Source organism: Flavobacterium frigoris (assembly GCF_900111075.1).
GTDB lineage: Bacteria > Bacteroidota > Bacteroidia > Flavobacteriales > Flavobacteriaceae > Flavobacterium > Flavobacterium frigoris.
On record NZ_FOFZ01000001.1, the window covers coordinates 132,585 to 150,853 of the forward strand.

Annotated in this window: 18 protein-coding genes; 6 read left to right on the top strand and 12 right to left on the bottom strand. The window is 35.5% G+C overall.

Features of this window, described 5'->3' with window-relative positions; all coding sequences use genetic code 11:
• Window positions 1-193 precede the first annotated feature (193 nt).
• The 12 genes from BMW63_RS00545 to hemA form a co-directional block, all read right to left on the bottom strand.
• On the bottom strand, window positions 194-1,888 hold the full coding sequence (locus tag BMW63_RS00545) for an ABC transporter ATP-binding protein (protein WP_074720171.1): 1,695 nt from the start codon (window positions 1,886-1,888) through the stop codon (window positions 194-196).
• Between the two features lie 130 nt (window positions 1,889-2,018).
• The gene (locus BMW63_RS00550; protein ID WP_074720173.1) at window positions 2,019-2,732 is read right to left on the bottom strand and encodes a 3'-5' exonuclease; all 714 of its coding nucleotides are present in this window, start codon (window positions 2,730-2,732) and stop codon (window positions 2,019-2,021) included.
• A 117-nt stretch (window positions 2,733-2,849) separates the two neighbouring features.
• Complete coding sequence (locus tag BMW63_RS00555; RefSeq protein WP_074720175.1) at window positions 2,850-3,320, bottom strand: methylated-DNA--[protein]-cysteine S-methyltransferase; 471 nt, start codon at window positions 3,318-3,320, stop codon at window positions 2,850-2,852.
• A gap of 185 nt (window positions 3,321-3,505) precedes the next feature.
• A complete protein-coding gene (locus tag BMW63_RS00560; protein ID WP_074720177.1) occupies window positions 3,506-3,919 on the bottom strand; it encodes a c-type cytochrome in 414 nt (137 codons plus the stop codon).
• 65 nt (window positions 3,920-3,984) lie between these two features.
• On the bottom strand, window positions 3,985-4,977 hold the full coding sequence (gene hemB / locus BMW63_RS00565; protein WP_074720179.1) for a porphobilinogen synthase: 993 nt from the start codon (window positions 4,975-4,977) through the stop codon (window positions 3,985-3,987).
• Between the two features lie 56 nt (window positions 4,978-5,033).
• Window positions 5,034-5,936 carry an oxygen-dependent coproporphyrinogen oxidase gene (gene hemF, locus BMW63_RS00570; RefSeq protein WP_074721105.1) on the bottom strand — a complete coding sequence of 301 codons (903 nt, stop codon included), beginning with the start codon at window positions 5,934-5,936 and terminating at the stop codon, window positions 5,034-5,036.
• A complete protein-coding gene (locus tag BMW63_RS00575; protein WP_074720181.1) occupies window positions 5,926-6,462 on the bottom strand; it encodes a GNAT family N-acetyltransferase in 537 nt (178 codons plus the stop codon). Before BMW63_RS00575 ends, hemF begins: the two co-directional genes overlap by 11 nt.
• 5 nt (window positions 6,463-6,467) lie before the next feature.
• The gene (locus BMW63_RS00580; protein ID WP_074720183.1) at window positions 6,468-6,848 is read right to left on the bottom strand and encodes a hypothetical protein; all 381 of its coding nucleotides are present in this window, start codon (window positions 6,846-6,848) and stop codon (window positions 6,468-6,470) included.
• A gap of 6 nt (window positions 6,849-6,854) precedes the next feature.
• Window positions 6,855-7,880 carry a uroporphyrinogen decarboxylase gene (hemE, locus tag BMW63_RS00585; protein WP_074720185.1) on the bottom strand — a complete coding sequence of 342 codons (1,026 nt, stop codon included), beginning with the start codon at window positions 7,878-7,880 and terminating at the stop codon, window positions 6,855-6,857.
• 46 nt (window positions 7,881-7,926) lie between these two features.
• On the bottom strand, window positions 7,927-8,631 hold the full coding sequence (locus BMW63_RS00590; protein WP_074720187.1) for a uroporphyrinogen-III synthase: 705 nt from the start codon (window positions 8,629-8,631) through the stop codon (window positions 7,927-7,929).
• Window positions 8,631-9,557 carry a hydroxymethylbilane synthase gene (hemC, locus tag BMW63_RS00595; protein ID WP_074720189.1) on the bottom strand — a complete coding sequence of 309 codons (927 nt, stop codon included), beginning with the start codon at window positions 9,555-9,557 and terminating at the stop codon, window positions 8,631-8,633. The genes BMW63_RS00590 and hemC overlap by 1 nt, the downstream gene beginning before the upstream one ends.
• A gap of 80 nt (window positions 9,558-9,637) precedes the next feature.
• Window positions 9,638-10,894: a glutamyl-tRNA reductase gene (gene hemA / locus BMW63_RS00600; RefSeq protein ID WP_074720191.1), complete on the bottom strand. Its 1,257-nt coding sequence runs from the start codon at window positions 10,892-10,894 to the stop codon at window positions 9,638-9,640.
• A 228-nt stretch (window positions 10,895-11,122) separates the two neighbouring features.
• Here hemA and BMW63_RS00605 point away from each other — a divergent pair, with 228 nt between their 5' ends.
• The 6 genes from BMW63_RS00605 to BMW63_RS00630 all read left to right on the top strand — a co-directional run bounded on the left by BMW63_RS00605 (window position 11,123) and on the right by BMW63_RS00630 (window position 17,422).
• Entirely contained in the window at window positions 11,123-11,995 is an 873-nt protein-coding gene (locus tag BMW63_RS00605; protein WP_074720193.1) for a helix-turn-helix domain-containing protein, read from the top strand.
• Between the two features lie 162 nt (window positions 11,996-12,157).
• Complete coding sequence (gene hemH, locus BMW63_RS00610; protein ID WP_074720195.1) at window positions 12,158-13,189, top strand: ferrochelatase; 1,032 nt, start codon at window positions 12,158-12,160, stop codon at window positions 13,187-13,189.
• On the top strand, window positions 13,190-14,545 hold the full coding sequence (locus BMW63_RS00615) for an MATE family efflux transporter (protein WP_074720197.1): 1,356 nt from the start codon (window positions 13,190-13,192) through the stop codon (window positions 14,543-14,545). It begins immediately after the preceding gene.
• Window positions 14,532-15,089 (top strand): CopD family protein, encoded by a 558-nt coding sequence (locus BMW63_RS00620; RefSeq protein WP_074720198.1) that lies wholly within the window; start codon window positions 14,532-14,534, stop codon window positions 15,087-15,089. The genes BMW63_RS00615 and BMW63_RS00620 overlap by 14 nt, the downstream gene beginning before the upstream one ends.
• A gap of 125 nt (window positions 15,090-15,214) precedes the next feature.
• Window positions 15,215-16,630, top strand: coding sequence for an ATP-binding protein (locus BMW63_RS00625; protein WP_083380321.1), 1,416 nt, complete (start codon window positions 15,215-15,217; stop codon window positions 16,628-16,630).
• A gap of 9 nt (window positions 16,631-16,639) precedes the next feature.
• A complete protein-coding gene (locus tag BMW63_RS00630; protein ID WP_074720202.1) occupies window positions 16,640-17,422 on the top strand; it encodes an enoyl-CoA hydratase/isomerase family protein in 783 nt (260 codons plus the stop codon).
• Window positions 17,423-18,269 lie beyond the last annotated feature (847 nt).

The window sequence follows — 18,269 nt, forward strand, 5'->3', positions numbered from 1 at the left end:
AAAAATTGCAATGGTTTTCACAGAAGCCATAAATTAAGAACTACTTTCTGAACTATGATTCCCTTCAACAAATAGAGTATTTATAAAACAAACGTGTTTTTCTCGTTATTGTTATTAAAACAGTTTCAATAGTGCAAATATAGAACTCCTTTTTATATTATGATCAAATTACACTCAATTTGAGACAATAGGACTAACTATCATTCCCTTTGGGTATAGCCTCAATCAGCATCTTTGTATATTCTTTTTGAGGATTGGCATACAAGGCATCAGCATCTGCGATTTCCTCTATTCTACCTTTATTCATAACCAAAACCTGATCGCTCATGTACTTCACCACAGCCAAATCATGCGAAATAAAAATATAGGTAAACCCAAAATTCTCTTTTAACTCATTTAAAAGATTTAAAACCTGCGCCTGAACCGATATATCCAATGCAGAAACCGATTCGTCACAAACGATTAACTTGGGCTGTAACGCGATGGTTCTCGCTATTCCAATGCGTTGTCTTTGCCCTCCGGAAAATTCATGTGGATACCGATTAAAATACTCCGCTCCTAAACCTACTCTCTCCAGAATTTCAATCGTTTTGGTTTTTCTTTCTTTGTCATCTTTGTACAATCCATGAACTTTCATGGGTTCCATAATCGCTTTACCTATAGGAATTCTTGGATTCAATGAAGAGTAAGGATCTTGAAAAATAATTTGAATTTCCTTTCTTAGTTTTTTGATTTCTGTGTTTCCTAGTTTAGTAATATCCTGACCTCTATATAATATTTGCCCTGAAGTCGCTTTATCTAATTGTAAGATGGCATTCCCCAGTGTCGATTTTCCACAACCACTCTCCCCTACTAAACCTAATGTTTCGCCCTCATACAATTTAAAACTCACGTTATTCACCGCTTTAAATCCTGTTTTCTTTCCAAAGAAACCCGCTGTAGAAAAATATTCTTTCTCCACGTTCACAACTTCCAAAATAGGTGTCTGACTGTACAATTTATTGTGAAAACGAGTTCTGTCTTCCGGGGTTACCACTTCAGCGTTGATTGTATCATCTAAGAAATCCTGAATGGTAGGTAATCTCTTCAATCGAAAATCTAAAGAAGGACGCGAAGCAATTAAGGCTTTCGTATAATTATGTTGCGGATTTTTGAATATCTGCTTTACTTCTCCTTGCTCTACAATTTCTCCTTGATACATCACCAATACCCGATGAGCAATCTCAGAAACGAGAGACAAATCATGGGAAATAAAAATAATACTCATTCCAGTTTCGTGTTGAATGTCTTTTAACAACTGAATAATTTCCTTTTGAACGGTAACGTCTAAGGCGGTTGTAGGTTCATCTGCAATCAACAACTTTGGTTTACAGGCAATCGCCATAGCAATCATCACACGTTGTTTTTGTCCTCCTGAAATCTCATGTGGGTATTTATCGAATAATATTTCCGGATTAGGTAATTTTACCTTCTCGAATAACGAAAGTGTCTCGATTTTAGTCTCTGCTGTGGATAATCCGGTGTGCTGTAATAGAATTTCTTGTACCTGAAAACCACATTTCAGTGATGGATTGAGCGAACTCATCGGCTCTTGGAAAATCATGGCAATTTCGTTTCCTCTGAGTTGCTGCAATTCTCTTTCGCTTAGATGCCCTACATTTTTAGTGTCAAAAATGATCTCTCCTGCTGAAATTCTTGAAATAGTAGCAGGCAATAAACCCATAATCGCTAAAGAAGAGACTGACTTACCAGAACCGGATTCCCCTACAATTCCGAGAATTTCATTCTTTTGCAAATCATAACTTATGTTTTTGATAACAGCAGTATAAATCCCTTCTTTTTTAAAGGAGATTTCGAGATTCTGAACGAAAAGTAAAGGCTTATTCATAAGTGTAAAAGTAAAAATTTAACCGCTTGAAACACATTTTTTTTTTAAAACTCTCCTGTGATTCAATGATAATCACAGCAATTAGTATAACCGCTTACTTTCCATTTATTTAAATAATCAACACCGGGTGTTAAACATGAATAATCTCATCATCAATCAATAAATCCTCCCTTCTAAGCCTGAGAAAAATCTGAGCAACGGCAATAGTATCTTTCTCACAATAGGTTACAATCCGATCAATGTCTTTATCTACATAAAAAACATGACCTACTTGACTGCCGTCGATATCACCTTTTGGCGAAGGTACCCCAAGTACTTTGCACATTAATTTTAAAGAAGTATAATGCTTATAATCGCCAAACTTCCATAACTCCAGCGTATCCAAATGGGGGATTTCCCATGGTTTCTTACCAAATAAATTGAGTTTATCAGGCAGTGCGATTTGGTTGATAATCATTCTTCTTGCCATAAACGGAATATCAAATTCCTTAGCATTATGGCCGCACAAAATATGTTGCGGTTGGTTGAAGTGATTGTTTAATAAATTATTGAAGTCCTTCAGGATTGTCTTTTCCTCTCCAAAAAAGGAAGTGACCCGAAAGTTCCGGATATCGCCTTTGATGGTAAAATAACCCACAGAAATACATACTATTTTTCCAAATTCAGCCCAGATTCCCGCTCGATCATAAAAATCTTCTGGAGTATATTCATCTTTTCGCTGGTATTGGGTTTTATGTTCCCAAAGGTCTTTCATCTCGGAATCCAAAGCATTATAATTCTCGGCTTCTGGCACTGTTTCTATATCTAGAAAGAGAATGTTATTAAGGTTAATTTTTTCTATCATATTGATGGGCACACCGATTTACATAAATTAGTATAGATTTCGTTTTCTATCGAAAACATCAATTGATATTAACGATGTTCGAATATAAAGAAAATCAAGCAATTTACATTTAATTCTCTAAAACAAACTTTGCTGCATTGTTGGGTTTTCGTGTTCCAAAAGCCATTTCTTACGCCACAAACCTCCTGCATAACCGGTCAGCGAACCATCTGAACCAATCACTCTGTGGCAAGGCACAACAATCCACAGCGGGTTTTTCCCATTGGCGGAAGCCACAGCCCGAATTGCTTTGACGTCTCCTAAAATTTTGGACTGTTCTAAATACGTCCTAGTTTTTCCATAGGGAATCTCTAGTAATGATTTCCATACCTTCTGTTGGAATTCAGTCCCTTTTGGATTCATCTTGAAACTAAAATCATTTCTTTTCCCTTCGAAATATTCGTTGAGTTGTTCAACCGCTTCTTGCAAAACGGACGGAATGATAGCCGAAATAGTATCCTGGTCAGAAACGGATATAGAAGAAATTCCGCTTTCATCACCAGTAATTATCGCGATACCTAGTGGTGTTTTGATTTGCGCTGCTTCCATTTTATAAATATAAATAATATTCTTTACTATTAGCTTAAAACAAAACGACCTACGAGAAAAAATCCTGTAGGTCGATTAAAATAAATTTTATTGTATGTGCAGTTTTCTAGCCCTGATGGAAACGGCATCCTTTATATTTTTTCTTTAAAAACATAAAGATATAGTGTACAGCAGGAAATAGCTCCTTACTTTAAATTAGAATTAATATAAGCTTCTAATCCTTGTAATTCTTCGGTAGACAATGCTTTTGTAATTGCGAAATTTGCTTTCATTATTTCATATTGAGTTGGGTCAACTAACGGTTTCGCATCGTCTCTTAAGAAGGCCACAATGTTACCCCCTTTGGCTTTATAAACCGCTGCAATCTCTTGTACACTAGGCCCAATCAATTTCGTATCTACCTTATGACAGGTTGCACAAGTTCCTTTTCCGTTAAAAATGGTTTCTCCTAATTTTTCTGGCGTTTGAGCCACAGCAGGCATTCCTTCAGAAGAGGCTTCTGTAGACGCCGCTGGTTCTTCTTTACCAAAAGATTCTTCTTCCTTTCCTTTACAAGAGAATGCTACTAATGCGATCGCAATAATTACTATTTTTTTCATGATTTGAAGTATTTGAACTCAAAGTTAATTAACTTAAAATTTTTATCAAATGATAATTGTCAGTTTTATTTGTTTAAAAGTATTGCTGCTTCTTTAGCAAAATAAGTAGAAATTAAACTTGCCCCAGCACGTTTGATACACATTAATTGCTCCATCATGGTTTTATCATGGTCTAACCATCCTCTTTCAGCAGCGGCCTTGATCATGGCATATTCACCAGAAACATGAAATACCGTTACCGGAACATTTACCGCATTTTTTACTTCACGTACAATATCTAAATAAGCAATTCCTGGTTTTACCATTACCATATCTGCACCTTCTTCAACATCCCAAAGGGCTTCTTTGACCGCTTCAATACGATTAGCATAATCCATTTGATAGGTTTTTTTATCTTTTGGGATTTCGTTATTGTCAACTGGTGCGCTGTCTAATGCATCCCGAAATGGCCCGTAAAAAGCAGAAGCATATTTAGCCGAATAACTCATGATACCCACATTATGAAATCCTGCAGCATCAAGTCCTTGGCGCAATCGCAAAACACGTCCATCCATCATATCAGATGGGGCAACAAAATCGGCTCCAGCAGCTGCATGTGAAACGGCCATCTTTACTAAGGCTTCATTTGTAGGGTCGTTTGCTACATCTCCATTTTCTATAATACCATCGTGACCATAAATAGAATACGGGTCTAAGGCGACATCTGGCATAACAATCATTTCGGGACAAACCGTTTTAATCGCACGAATCGCTTCTTGCATCAATCCGTCTTTATTCCAAGCTTCTTTTCCTGTATTGTCTTTTAAGTTTTCACTTACTTTTACATAGATATTTACCGCACGAATGCCTAAAGCGTAAAGTTCTTTGATTTCTTTTACCGTTAAATCAATCGAACGTCGGAAGATTCCCGGCATCGAAGGGATTTCCACTTTTACATTTTCTCCCTCTGCAATAAACATGGGAAACATAAAATCGGACGGACTTAAAGTGGTTTCTCGTACTAACGAACGAATTGATTCGTTGGTTCTTAATCTTCTACCTCTGTGTAATGGGAACATATGATTTTGTTTAAATTGTTTAAAAGTTTAAGGTTTAAAGTTGCTATTCTTTATTCTTAAACCCAATCTATAGGTGCTTCTAATACTTTGACTAATTTTTCTTCTTCGCTTCCTGCTTCCGGATGATGATCATATACCCACTGCACATGCGGTGGCAAAGACATCAGGATACTTTCGATTCTTCCATTCGTTTTTAGTCCAAATAAAGTCCCTTTATCATGAACCAAATTAAACTCTACGTAACGACCACGACGGATTTCTTGCCATGTCTTATGTTCCGGAGTATAAGGTAATTCTTTTCTCTTCTCAACAATTGGCACATAAGCTTCGAGGAAACTATTCCCCACTTCAGAGACAAAGTCAAACCAGTTTTCCATGCTCATCTCGTCTGTCGCTTTGCAATAATCGAAAAATAATCCGCCTATTCCGCGTGCTTCATGACGATGTGCGTTCCAGAAATAAGCGTCACATTGTTTTTTATATTTTGGATAAAACTCCGAATTGTGTTTGTCGCAAGCCGTTTTACAAGTTTGGTGAAAATGAATTGCATCCTCATCAAACAAATAATAAGGCGTTAAATCTTGTCCGCCACCAAACCATTGTTGAATCACCTTTCCGTTATCATCGTACATTTCGAAATACCGCCAATTGGCATGAACCGTAGGCACCATTGGACTTTTAGGATGAATGACTAAACTTAGTCCACACGCAAAGAAATCAGCCTCTCCTACATTGAACATTTTTTGCATGGCTTCGGGTAATTTACCGTGAACAGCTGAGATATTGACACCGCCTTTTTCAAAAACTTTTCCGTTTTCGATTACTCGAGTTCTTCCTCCTCCACCTTCTGGGCGATCCCAAAGATCTTCTTTAAATTTGGCTTGACCATCAACAGCTTCAAGTCCTGCTACGATTTGGTCTTGAAGGTTTTGTATGTATGTGTAGAATTTATTTTTCATTTGTATGTTCATATAATTCCATATCTAATGGAGACTCTCCAGTAGGAGTAAATTCATTTAATAACGTTCGCTTCCATATAAAACCGCAATTTTGAGCCACTTTTACACTTCCTACGTTCGTTTCATGAGCGATAATCTGTAAAACTTTCAAATGTAGCTCACCATAAGCAAAACCCGAAATAGCTTTAACTGCTTTAGTAACCAAGCCTTTCCCTTCAAAATTACTTCCGATACAATAAGCGAGTTCGCCTACTTTATCTACCCAATCAATTTTTTTTATGATAATTAAACCTGCAATTTTTTGCGTATCCAACTCTTTAATTGCAAAAGTAAAATTGACTTTTCGCTCAATTTCATCATTCTTTTCTTCAATATAGGCTCTTGACTTCTCAATAGTTTCATTACTAGACAGCGTAAGCGGGAAAAACCTGTGAAGCCGCGCTGTATTATCTAACAAAAAAAGATGCAATTCGGTCGCATCTGTTGATTTTAATTGATCGATAGTGAAATTTTCAGAGAGTGTCATTTACCTTATGATTTTGATTGAATAGTAGCAATTTTATTAAAAATATCAAATGAAAAAGTTTTACTATCCACTTGAATGTGATTATAAACAGCAATCGCTTTTGCTGAAAAATCAAATTGTTTATTACCAGAATAAAGAACTAAAAAATTAGCGAATTGCTCCTTTTGGGCCCAATCCATTTCGTATTTATCTAACAATGAAATCAAATCTTTTTCTTCAATTTGATTAAGAATAGTAGTTGTTAAGTCGAAATCAGTCAACTGATTATCAATAAGACTTGTGTCTTCTATATTCCAAAATTTTGGAACAAAAACCAAAGAAAGTAAAGTACTTAACATAGTGTCAATCTTTACTTTCTTTTCGTCTCTTAATCCTTTATTCAGCATCTGCTATTATTGGTTGTATTCTTTCACTGCATCGATAAATGCTTTCGCATGATCAACAGGAATATTTGGTAAAATACCATGACCTAAGTTCACGATGTATTTGTCCTTACCGAATTCGTCAATCATTTCATGTACCATTTTCTTGATGACAGGAATAGGAGATAACAATCTAGATGGATCAAAATTACCTTGTAAAGTAATGTTTCCACCAGAAAGGTATCTTGCATTTCTAGGCGAACAAGTCCAGTCAACTCCTAATGCAGAAGCACGACTTTTTCCCATTTCGCCAAGAGCGAACCAACATCCTTTTCCGAAAACGATTACCGGAGCGTCATCTGCCAAAGCTTCAATGATCTGATTAATGTATTTCCAAGAGAATTCTTGATAATCAACAGGAGATAACATTCCTCCCCAAGAATCAAAAATTTGAACAGCATCTACTCCAGATCTTACTTTTTCTTTTAGGTATAAAATAGTCGTGTCAGTAATTTTTTGCAATAAAACATGTGCTGCTTCTGGGTGAGAGAAACAAAATCCTTTCGCTTTATCAAAGCTTTTAGATCCTTGTCCTTCTACTGCATAACACATAATAGTCCATGGCGAACCTGCGAAACCAATTAATGGAACCTCATCATTCAACATTTCTTTAGTCAATTTAATAGCCTCAAAAACGTATCCTAAAGTTTCATGTACATCTGGAACGATTACTTTTTCTACATCCTGAATCGTGCGAATAGGATGTGGTAAATATGGCCCAAAATTAGGTTTCATCTCTACTTCAATTCCCATTGCTTGTGGAATCACCAAGATATCCGAGAATAAAATCGCAGCATCTGGCGCAATTCTACGGATAGGTTGCACTGTGATTTCGGCAGCTAATTCAGGGGTTTGACAACGGGTGAAAAAATCATATTTATCACGCAAAGCGATAAATTCTGGCAAATACCTTCCGGCTTGACGCATCATCCAAACTGGTGGACGTTGAACTGTTTCTCCTTTTAACGCTCTTAAAAATAAGTCATTCTTTAACATAATTCTATCTTTTTTATTCCCCGCCGCAGCGAGGGTATTGGATTTTTTAATTTTCAGCTGTAGGCTCGATACTTTCTTCCGGATTATAATATTGAATCACTTCAATAATTACGTCTTCGATTGTTGGGATTTCGGCAATTACAATGTTTTTAACTTTGTTTAATTCTAATGATTTTGCAGTAGTATTCCCTACGCAAAAGCAGATTTCCTTTTTGATTTTGTTGTTTGTCAAATAACTCTCCACTGCAGATGGACTAAAGAACATGATTCCGTCAAAATTCTCTTGTTCAGATATTTTGAAAGGCGCTAATGTAGTTTGATATACTTCTATTTCATTAAAAGTAATTCCTTCACTTTTTAATGCTGCTGGCAAGGTTTCCTTACGTAAATTTCCGCTTAAAAAAGTATAACTCTCTTTGCTATAAATTAATGTAATGATCTCCGCTAATTCAGAGGCATAATCCATATAAACACTCACCGTAAAACCATTAGCTTCTAATAATTCTTTGGTTTTAATACCTACACAAAAGACCATTTTAGTCTTAAGAACTTCCCAACCGCTTTGTTCCATTAAACTCACAACAGCATTTTGACTACTGAAAATCAAATTATCGTTGAATTTATCTAATTGAAAAAGGTTGTTTTTAATTTCGATAAAATCTTGTTCTAAAAGATCAAAATCAGCATCGATAAATACTTGCCTTTGTTCTGCAGACAATGTTTTGGTTGATAAAATGCTTGTTTGACTCATTATTTCTTTAGATTATTTTTAATTTCCGTCATCAATTTTGTTCCGCCATTATTTAAAACTTCTTGGGCAGAAAAGAAGCCTAATTTTTTCCACTCTTCGATAGGAACAATTTTTTCAACTTCAATTTTTTCTTTTCCGTCAAGCGAAAATAAAACTCCCTGAAAATGAATAGTATCTTCTTGTTCGTTATAACGTGCCAAAGCTCCAATAGGTGCCGTACAACCCCCTTCTAATGTTTTTAGAAACTGACGTTCTATATAGGTTACGATTTCGGTTTCAATATCATTTAGCTGCGATAAAGCATCTAATGTAAATGCATCTTCCTGCATGGCAACAACAAGCATAGCTCCTTGAGCGGGAGCAGGAATCATCCAGTCTAAATTAATGAAGTTCTCCGGCTTTAAGTTGATTCTTTCTAAACCAGCAGCTGCAAAAATAGCTCCGCTCCAGTCTCCTTCGTTCAACTTTTTCATACGCAAATTTACATTTCCGCGAAGGTCAACTACTTTATGTGTTGGATATTTATTCAGCCATTGCGCTTGACGACGCAAACTTCCTGTAGCAATTATACCTGATTCGTTAAGAAAATCAAGATTGCCTTTATGTACTAAAATATCTAAGGCATTCGCTCTTTCTAAAACTGCTGCTTGAACAATCCCTTTTGGCAAAGCCGTAGGAACATCTTTCATGGAATGCACTGCTATATCCACATCGCCATTTATCATAGCCACATCAAGTGTTTTAGTAAAAATTCCTGTGATTCCTAATTCGTAAAGTGGTTTGTCCAGAATGATATCTCCAGTAGATTTAACCGTTATAATTTCTGTTTTATATCCTAAATCGTTTAACTTTTTTTCTACTGTGTGTGCTTGCCAAAGTGCGAGTTCACTATCTCTGGTACCAATTCGTATTGTTTTTTCAGCCATTTTTATATTTTGATTTCAAAAAGGTTTCTTTAAAATTAAAAACCATTAAGAAATTAAGATTCATTACGTTTTATATAAATTTATTTCGCTGCAAGACCTATTTTAAAAACTTTTTCAATCCATTCGATACTTTCATCTACCATGGTATCATCATCTTTTAAATGATTTGCAAATTGGGTAGTGATTTTTTGAATAATTCTTGCGCTGATAATCTCTGCTTGTTCTTCATTGAAATCAGCTATTTTTTTACTCTGGAAATTTAATTCGGAAGTTTTGATAGCATTCAATTTTTCTTTCAAAGCATGAATGGTAGGCGCAAATTTTCGGCCTTTTGTCCAAACATTGAACTCTTCTTTTATTTCTTCGATAATAGCTTCAGCGGCAGGAATGTGTTTTTTTCTGTTTTCTAAAGTTTCATCAGTTAGTTGAGACAAATAATCCATATGAATTAATGTAACGCCATCTAATTCCTGAACATCTTCATTTACATTTTTAGGTATGGATAAATCTAAAATCAACAAAGGCTTTTTTAGATTCAAAATTGCTTTATCTACAGTAGGGTTTTGGGCACCAGTAGCAACCACAACAACATCTGCTTTTTGTAATTCCAGATGTAACTCTGAATAATCTTTTACGATTAAGTTTAGTTTACCCGCTAATTTTTCCGCTTTATCTTTCGTTCTGTTGATTAGAGTAATGTGTTCGTTTTTGGTGTGTTTTACCAAATTTTCACAAGTATTACGACCAATTTTCCCTGTGCCAAACAATAGAATGTTTTTGTTTCCAATGTCTTCTACGTTCTTCATTATATATTGAACGGAAGCAAAAGATACCGAAGTGGCTCCGGAACTAATTTCTGTATCTGTTTTTATTTTTTTACTCGCTTGAATAACCGCATTCACTAATCTTTCCATGAAATTACTGGCAAGACCTAAGGATTTCGACTGGCTAAAACTAGTTTTTATTTGGGAAATAATTTCAAAATCTCCAAGAATCTGGCTGTCTAAACCTGTTCCTACACGAAACATATGGTTTATGGCTTCTTGATTTTTATATACAAAACCAACTTTTTGAAATGCTTCAACACTACCTTGACTATTCTCACAAATCAATTTTATTAATTGAAAAGGGTGTTCTGCAAATCCGTATATCTCTGTTCGATTACAAGTAGAAGTTACGATTAAGCTCTCAATTCCTTCCTCTTTTGCTTGCTCCAGTAAACGTGTTTTAGCTAAAGCATCTAAGCTAAATTTTCCTCTAATCTCAGCATCTGCTTTTTTATAGCTTAATCCAACGGAGTAAAAATACTGATGCTTTGATAGGTTGTTATTTTCCATATAATTACTTTTCCAAAAAGTGAGACAAAATTATCACTAAAGACTTTATAAAAGTAACGCTAGAAGTACTTTTTGTATCGCTATATGTTTTTTTGTTTCTAATCGCCTGTTTTAATGCAAAAATAGCTATTTTTGTACTGAAATCAAGTAATTAGACGTTTCTTATTTAGAGTCGTTCTAAACTAAAGAGGTTTGTAATCGTCGTGTTTTAAATTAAAAAATATCGCTATGAGTTCTCAAGAAATTATAAAAATAGAAGATGATTTTACCTTAATTCGTTTTCAGAATGACAGCACAGAATCCTTTAATGCCCAACGCGAAGTCAGCAGCGGCTTGATTCAATTTCATTTTGGATTAAAAGGAAGCGCTAAATTTATATTCAATCAAGGGAATTATGCCTTGGAACTGAAAGAAGAAAAATCATTGCTTTTATACAATCCACAAAAGGAGTTACCGCTGAATCTCGAACTAGCGCCAAATTCATGGGTGATTTCGGTAATTATTTCGATCAAGAAATTTCATGCCTTATTTTCGACAGAAGCTGATTACATTACTTTTTTGAGCGGAGATAATAAAGACAAGAAATATTATAACGAAGGAAATATAAGTCCGTCGATGGCAATTGTACTGTCTCAGTTATTTCATTATAGCCTGCATCCTTCGATAAAAAACTTGTATTACAAAGGAAAAGGCTACGAATTGTTGAGTTTGTATTTCAATAGAACCGAAGATCCCAATGCAGAACAATGTCCGTTTTTAATAGATGAAGACAATGTAATGAAGATTAGAAAAGCCAAAGAAATTATTATTGCTAATATGGCTGAACCACCAGGTTTACAAGAACTAGCCGATGAAATAGGTTTGAATTTAAAGAAACTGAAAATGGGTTTCAAACAAATTTATGGCGATACTGTTTATGGGTTTCTGTTTGATTACAAAATGGATTTTGCTCGAAAGTTACTCGACAGTGGCTCTTATAATGTAAATGAGGTAGGACTAAAAATAGGATACAGCACCGGAAGTCATTTCATCGCTGCCTTCAAAAAGAAATTTGCCACAACGCCAAAGAAATACTTAATGTCCATTAATCCGAATACGTAATTCGTCATCGGTTTTATATATTAAACAATAAATAAAAAATAGTTAATCGTAATTTACAGCAAACCAACTTTAATTACTTTTGCCACAAGATTACACATTCTTCGTACTAAAGGGTTTTACCTATACAGCTGAAGCAATGATAATAATAAAAAGAAATAATTTATGAAAGGTGTATTATTAGTCAACTTAGGTTCTCCTGAAAGTCCAACTGCAAAAGATGTAAAACCATATTTGGATGAGTTTTTAATGGACAAATACGTAATTGATGTTCCGTTTTTATTAAGAGCGTTATTAGTTCGCGGAATCATTTTGCAAACACGACCTAAAAAATCGGCGGCAGCCTATGCTAAAATATGGTGGGACGAAGGCTCTCCGCTTGTCGTGATATCAAAAAGAATGCACGCTAAAGTAAAGCAATTAGTGAATGTTCCCGTTTCCCTTGCCATGCGTTATGGAAACCCTTCTCTTTTGTCAGGCTTGCAAGAATTACATGATCAAGGGGTGAATGAGGTGCTGCTTTTTCCTTTGTATCCGCAACATGCGATGGCGTCTACGACTACAATATTAGAACTAGCCGAAGAACACCGTAAAAAGTATTTCCCGGAAATGAATTTTACGATAGTACCTGCTTTTTACAACAAACCAGATTATTTACAAAACCTTGCCGATTCTATAAAAGGACACTTGAAAGGGTATGACTACGATCATCTATTGTTTTCTTACCATGGAATTCCGGAGCGTCACATTCGCAAAACGGATATTACTAAATCACATTGTAAAATTGACGGCTCTTGTTGCAATACGCCTTCACCGGCACATGAATTTTGTTACCGTCACCAATGTTATGAAACCACAAAACAGGTCGTGAAATTATTAGGTATTCCAGAAGGAAAATACAGCCAAACGTTTCAATCGCGTTTAGCGGGTGACAAATGGCTTACGCCTTACACGGATGTCGAAGTGAATAAAATGCCTGAAAAAGGAATCAAAAAATTAGCGGTGGTAACCCCAGCTTTTGTCTCTGATTGTTTAGAAACATTAGAAGAAATCGCGATGGAAGCCAATCACGAATTCAAAGCACATGGAGGCGAAGAATTCTTGGCAATTCCTTGCTTGAACGATAGCGATGCCTGGTGCAATACCGTAAGCAATTGGATCACGGAATGGGTAGCTGTTGAAAAAACAAATGCATAAATGGCAATTTCAGCCGAAGAACTAGGAACCGAAGACATAAAAAAACTCTTGATGAAGCAGGCTTTGCCTGCTTCTATTGGGATTTTGTTCATGTCCGTCAATATCCTTATTGATACCATATTTGTCGGACAGTGGATTGGTTCGCTTGCTATTGCGGCCGTAACAGTGGTCTTGCCTATAACTTTCCTGATTTCATCATTAGGCATGGCTATTGGCGTAGGTGGTGGTTCTGTTCTTTCTAGAGCTTTGGGTGCGAAAGACCGCGAAAAAGCGAAAACTACTTTTGCCAATCAAATTATGATGACCTTTATTTTGGCGTCACTTTTTGTAATACTTGGTATCTTTTTCAGTTCTGAAATGCTACTGCTTTTTGGTGCCAAAGGAGCAATCATAGCTCCGGCAGCTGAATTCTTTTCCCCAATTATTGTTTCTGTGCCTTTCCTTGCCCTTTGCATGATGGGAAACAACATAATCAGAGCCGAAGGCAAAGCTAAATTTGCTATGGTCGCCATGATTATTCCTGCTTTTGTCAATATCATTTTAGATATTATTTTTATAAAAGTGATGGGATTAGGCATGTTTGGAGCAGCGTTAGCAACATCCATTTCCTATTTTATGTGCTTCCTTTTTGTTCTTTGGTTCTTTGTTTATAAAAGCGAATTAAAACTAAAAGCACGACATTTTACGTTACACTTACCCATCATAAAAGAAATTACAGAACTAAGTTTTGTTACTTTTTCAAGACAAGGAGTAATAGGTGTTTTGGCCATTATTCTCAACCATACTTTATACTCGTATGGCGGCGAACATTCGATTGCCGTTTACGGAATAATAAGTAGAATGTTGATGTTTGCCCTGTTCCCTATTCTTGGAATTACACAAGGATTTATCCCGATTGCCGGTTATAATTATGGAGCCCAAAATTATGAAAGAGTTAAAGAAAGCATTCAAATATCCATCAAATATGCTGCACTATTAGCATCGTTGATATTTGTTGTTATTCTCTATTATGCCACGCCAATAGTAACCATTTTTACCACCGACCCAAAGGTTATTGCCGAAACACCGAATGCCTTACGATGGGTATTTGCCGCTTCTCCTATTATAGCCATCCAGTTAATTGGCGCAGCCTATTTTCAAGCCGCGGGAAAAGCTAAAAAAGCATTAATGCTGACGCTGAGTAAACAAGGATTTTTCTTAATTCCGTTAGTACTGATACTACCGAATTTTTTCGGTATTTTTGGAGTGTGGGTTGCCTTCCCTATTGCCGATGTGTTGTCAACAATACTAACCGGCTATTTTCTAAAGAAAGAAATGAATACAAAATTGATTAAAACTACTGATGGAATATTATAACTACCTCAAATCCCTACACCTCATATTTGTAATTACCTGGTTTGCAGGTTTGTTTTATATTGTTCGGTTGTTTGTTTACCAAATTGAAGCAAATGACAAACCATCTCCTGAAAAAGAAATTTTGCAAGCACAATACAAAATAATGACCTACCGATTGTGGTATATTATCACCTGGCCTTCGGCGGTTCTGGCTAGTATTTTTGCGTTTTGGATGCTATTTTTCACTCCCTTAGGAAAGTCTTGGTTGCAAATGCCATGGATGCATGTAAAACTTGGCTTTGTATTTGTGTTGTATTTATACCATGGCAAATGCCACCAAATATTCAAGCAATTGCAAAACAACCAAGTTAAATACACAACTAACTTTATGCGTTTATGGAATGAAGGCGCCACCATCATTCTTTTTGCAGTTGTTTTTTTAGTGATTCTAAAAAATGCCGTCAATTGGATTTACGGAGTCGCTGGCATTTTTCTATTTTCAATTACAATTATGTTGGGCTTTAAATTTTACAAGAGAATACGAGAAAAGAACAGTGAACAGTGATGAGTCTTTTAGTGTTCAGTTTCTCCTATTACTGACATGTAAAAAGATGAAATACTAAAAAGAGAACAATGCTAAAAGGTTTCAAATTATCGATGTTGTCGCTACGAATTCGGATTTTTCTTTCGATGATCGTACTGATAATCGTAGCCTCTATTTTGTTAGCTTCTATCTCGATTATCCAATTTAAAAACGAAGCCAAAGAATACCATCAGGAACGACTGGAAAGAAAAGAAAATGCGGTTAGAGAACATATTAATTACGTTCTTTCGACAACAACCTATCCTTTAACTACTGAAAACCTCGATCTGATTTTCAAGGATAAGATTCACGAACTGGCGCACATTCATAATATTGAAATAAATATTTATAGTCTTGAAGGCAAGCTTTTAAAATCATCCAAAGAATCTTTTTCCGTTGATAAGGTTTCTCCGCCCATCCCAAAATACATATTAAAACTGGTTCGTTCTTCGATTGAAAAACGATACGTAGATATTAAAACCGTAAATGGTGTTAAAAACAGGTCTTCTTTTACCCAAATAAAAGACGATAAATTCAAGCCCTTGGGTGTTTTGAACTTACCTTATCTAGAGGATGATGGCTTTTATGAAAAGGAGCTGAACAGTTTTTTAATCCGTTTAGGACAAGTCTATACCTTTATGTTAATTGTGGCCTTTGGACTGGCTTATTTTCTTTCGACGTACATCACAAAATCCTTGAAAACAATTTCAGACCGTATAAACGAAACTAGTTTGAGCCAAAAGAATAAAAAAATAGTATTAGAAGCAAGCAGTAAAGAAATCAACCTATTGATTAAATCTTATAATCGAATGGTCGAAGAACTCGAGATAAGTGCCGTCAAATTAGCGCAAAGTGAAAGAGAAGAAGCTTGGCGCGAAATGGCGAAACAGGTAGCGCATGAGATCAAAAATCCATTGACGCCAATGCGTTTGACGGTACAAAGCTTCGAAAGAAAATTCAATCCCGAAGATCCTGACATCATACAAAAAATGAAAGATTACTCGGAGACCTTAATTCAGCAAATTGATACTATGAATGCCGTTGCATCTGCTTTTTCTAATTTTGCTTCTATGCCAGCACAACAAAATGAAACGCTGAACGTAGTCGAAGTAGTCGAACTAGCATTAGACATTTTTAATGAAGAACACATTGTATTTGAAAGTGAATTCCCTGAAATTATTTCTAAAATAGACCGAACGCAATTGATTCGAATTCTCACTAATTTGGTCAAAAATGCCATCCAATCGATACCTGAACTACAGGAAAACAAAAGGGTTTTTGTAGCCGTAAAAAAAGAGCTCAACAGTGTGTTAATCATTGTTGAAGACAATGGAATTGGGATTAAGCCTGAAGATATTAGTCGTATTTTCGAACCTAAATTCACCACTAAAAACAGCGGAATGGGATTAGGCCTAGGTATTATAAAAAATATCATTGAAAATTATAAAGGAACAATTACCTTTGATACAGAATATGGAAAAGGAACACGGTTTACGGTGTCACTTCCTATAATTAACTCTTAAATTACTAAAATGAGCTACAACAACATTCTAGTTGCAAAAGAAAACAGCATTGCAACAATAACTATAAACCGTCCTACAAAACTAAATGCCCTAAATACAGTAACAATTCAAGAACTGCATCACGCATTTGAGGAGTTAGAAAAAAATTACGAAACTCGAGTGGTTATTTTAACTGGAAGCGGAGAAAAAGCATTCGTCGCAGGAGCTGACATTGCTGAATTTGCCGATTTTTCAGTTGAAGAAGGTGTTCAATTAGCTGCTCAAGGCCAAGACATCTTATTCAATTTTGTGGAAAATCTAAAAATCCCAGTTATTGCAGCCGTTAACGGATTTGCACTTGGCGGCGGATTAGAATTAGCTATGGCCTGTCACTTTAGAATCGCCTCAGACAATGCCAGAATGGGCTTACCAGAAGTATCGCTCGGAGTTATTCCTGGTTATGGTGGAACGCAACGCTTACCACAATTAATAGGTAAAGGACGCGCCATGGAAATGATTATGACTGCCGGAATGGTAACGGCTGATGATGCCTACAGAACTGGTTTAGTAAACCATGTGGTACCGCAAGCAGAACTTTTAGAATTCTGTAATGGAATAGCACAAAGAATCATGAAGAACTCTCCCTTAGCAATCAGCAAAGCCATCAAGTCTATTAATGCGAATTATAAAGACGGTGAAAATGGTTTTGAAACCGAAATAAAATCTTTCGGGAAATGTTTTGGAACAGAAGATTTTAAAGAAGGAACAACTGCTTTCTTAGAAAAAAGAAAAGCCGTGTTTACTGGGGAATAAATAAACATTGCATTACAACAAAATAGTTTTTAACAGCAGATTCACAGATCATATGATTCGTGAATCTGCTGTTTTGTATACAGAAAACAAACTTTTCTACTATTTAGTGGTACAAAACCTAATTTTACAAAATCTATTCGAGATTCATTCCATATCTATAAATAACCTCCTGTTCTTTCAATCAGTATTCATTCAATTTTTAAGAAAAACTAAAGAAGGTATTTAAAACGGCACTTATACCAAACTAACTTTGGCGAAGACCACCAGCAAAACGGAACTGAAAAACATCTATTTACGTCCTGTTTTACTAGAAAATGATGTTTTTTAGACTTTCACTTAGAGCTAAGTACAAACCTTAGAAAATAGAAAGTTTTCATACACTTGACGAAACCTTTACAGGTATTTGCGACTTAAATAAAAAATCCGTTTTTGACTGATCTTCTATTCACGACGTAAAAAAACATTACCTTCAAACTGAAGAAAAAGACCGTGATAATCGCATAAAGAATTATTTAATTATATAAAAGTAAATTTAAAACAATCACAACGCGCTGTTTTTCCATACATTTTGACCTCTTGGATTCACCAAAATTTGTCTCCACTTTTAGGCAACATGAAACAGTCATACCACAATATCTATCTTAAACTTTTGAAAAAGTTAGTTGAAAAAATGCTGCCAGTACAGGCATAGACTTAGTTAAATTTTCAATAGACCATTAAGCCAAAGCAATAAGACACTCATCTATACTTAAATAGAAACTCGTCGAAATTCCGTTGCTTAAAGGCAATCCTTGAAATAAGTTTGTAGAAGTTCTACTAAATTAGGATTTAAAGATTTAGTCAAAGA

What these genes read in the sequence shown, in the direction of transcription:
- BMW63_RS00545 (WP_074720171.1), bottom strand. Translation starts at nt 1,888, where the DNA reads ATGAATAAGCCTTTACTTTTCGTTCAGAATCTCGAAATCTCCTTTAAA.
- BMW63_RS00550 (WP_074720173.1), bottom strand. Translation starts at nt 2,732, where the DNA reads ATGATAGAAAAAATTAACCTTAATAACATTCTCTTTCTAGATATAGAA.
- BMW63_RS00555 (WP_074720175.1), bottom strand. Translation starts at nt 3,320, where the DNA reads ATGGAAGCAGCGCAAATCAAAACACCACTAGGTATCGCGATAATTACT.
- BMW63_RS00560 (WP_074720177.1), bottom strand. Translation starts at nt 3,919, where the DNA reads ATGAAAAAAATAGTAATTATTGCGATCGCATTAGTAGCATTCTCTTGT.
- hemB (WP_074720179.1), bottom strand. Translation starts at nt 4,977, where the DNA reads ATGTTCCCATTACACAGAGGTAGAAGATTAAGAACCAACGAATCAATT.
- hemF (WP_074721105.1), bottom strand. Translation starts at nt 5,936, where the DNA reads ATGAAAAATAAATTCTACACATACATACAAAACCTTCAAGACCAAATC.
- BMW63_RS00575 (WP_074720181.1), bottom strand. Translation starts at nt 6,462, where the DNA reads ATGACACTCTCTGAAAATTTCACTATCGATCAATTAAAATCAACAGAT.
- BMW63_RS00580 (WP_074720183.1), bottom strand. Translation starts at nt 6,848, where the DNA reads ATGCTGAATAAAGGATTAAGAGACGAAAAGAAAGTAAAGATTGACACT.
- hemE (WP_074720185.1), bottom strand. Translation starts at nt 7,880, where the DNA reads ATGTTAAAGAATGACTTATTTTTAAGAGCGTTAAAAGGAGAAACAGTT.
- BMW63_RS00590 (WP_074720187.1), bottom strand. Translation starts at nt 8,631, where the DNA reads ATGAGTCAAACAAGCATTTTATCAACCAAAACATTGTCTGCAGAACAA.
- hemC (WP_074720189.1), bottom strand. Translation starts at nt 9,557, where the DNA reads ATGGCTGAAAAAACAATACGAATTGGTACCAGAGATAGTGAACTCGCA.
- hemA (WP_074720191.1), bottom strand. Translation starts at nt 10,894, where the DNA reads ATGGAAAATAACAACCTATCAAAGCATCAGTATTTTTACTCCGTTGGA.
- BMW63_RS00605 (WP_074720193.1), top strand. Translation starts at nt 11,123, where the DNA reads ATGAGTTCTCAAGAAATTATAAAAATAGAAGATGATTTTACCTTAATT.
- hemH (WP_074720195.1), top strand. Translation starts at nt 12,158, where the DNA reads ATGAAAGGTGTATTATTAGTCAACTTAGGTTCTCCTGAAAGTCCAACT.
- BMW63_RS00615 (WP_074720197.1), top strand. Translation starts at nt 13,190, where the DNA reads ATGGCAATTTCAGCCGAAGAACTAGGAACCGAAGACATAAAAAAACTC.
- BMW63_RS00620 (WP_074720198.1), top strand. Translation starts at nt 14,532, where the DNA reads ATGGAATATTATAACTACCTCAAATCCCTACACCTCATATTTGTAATT.
- BMW63_RS00625 (WP_083380321.1), top strand. Translation starts at nt 15,215, where the DNA reads ATGATCGTACTGATAATCGTAGCCTCTATTTTGTTAGCTTCTATCTCG.
- BMW63_RS00630 (WP_074720202.1), top strand. Translation starts at nt 16,640, where the DNA reads ATGAGCTACAACAACATTCTAGTTGCAAAAGAAAACAGCATTGCAACA.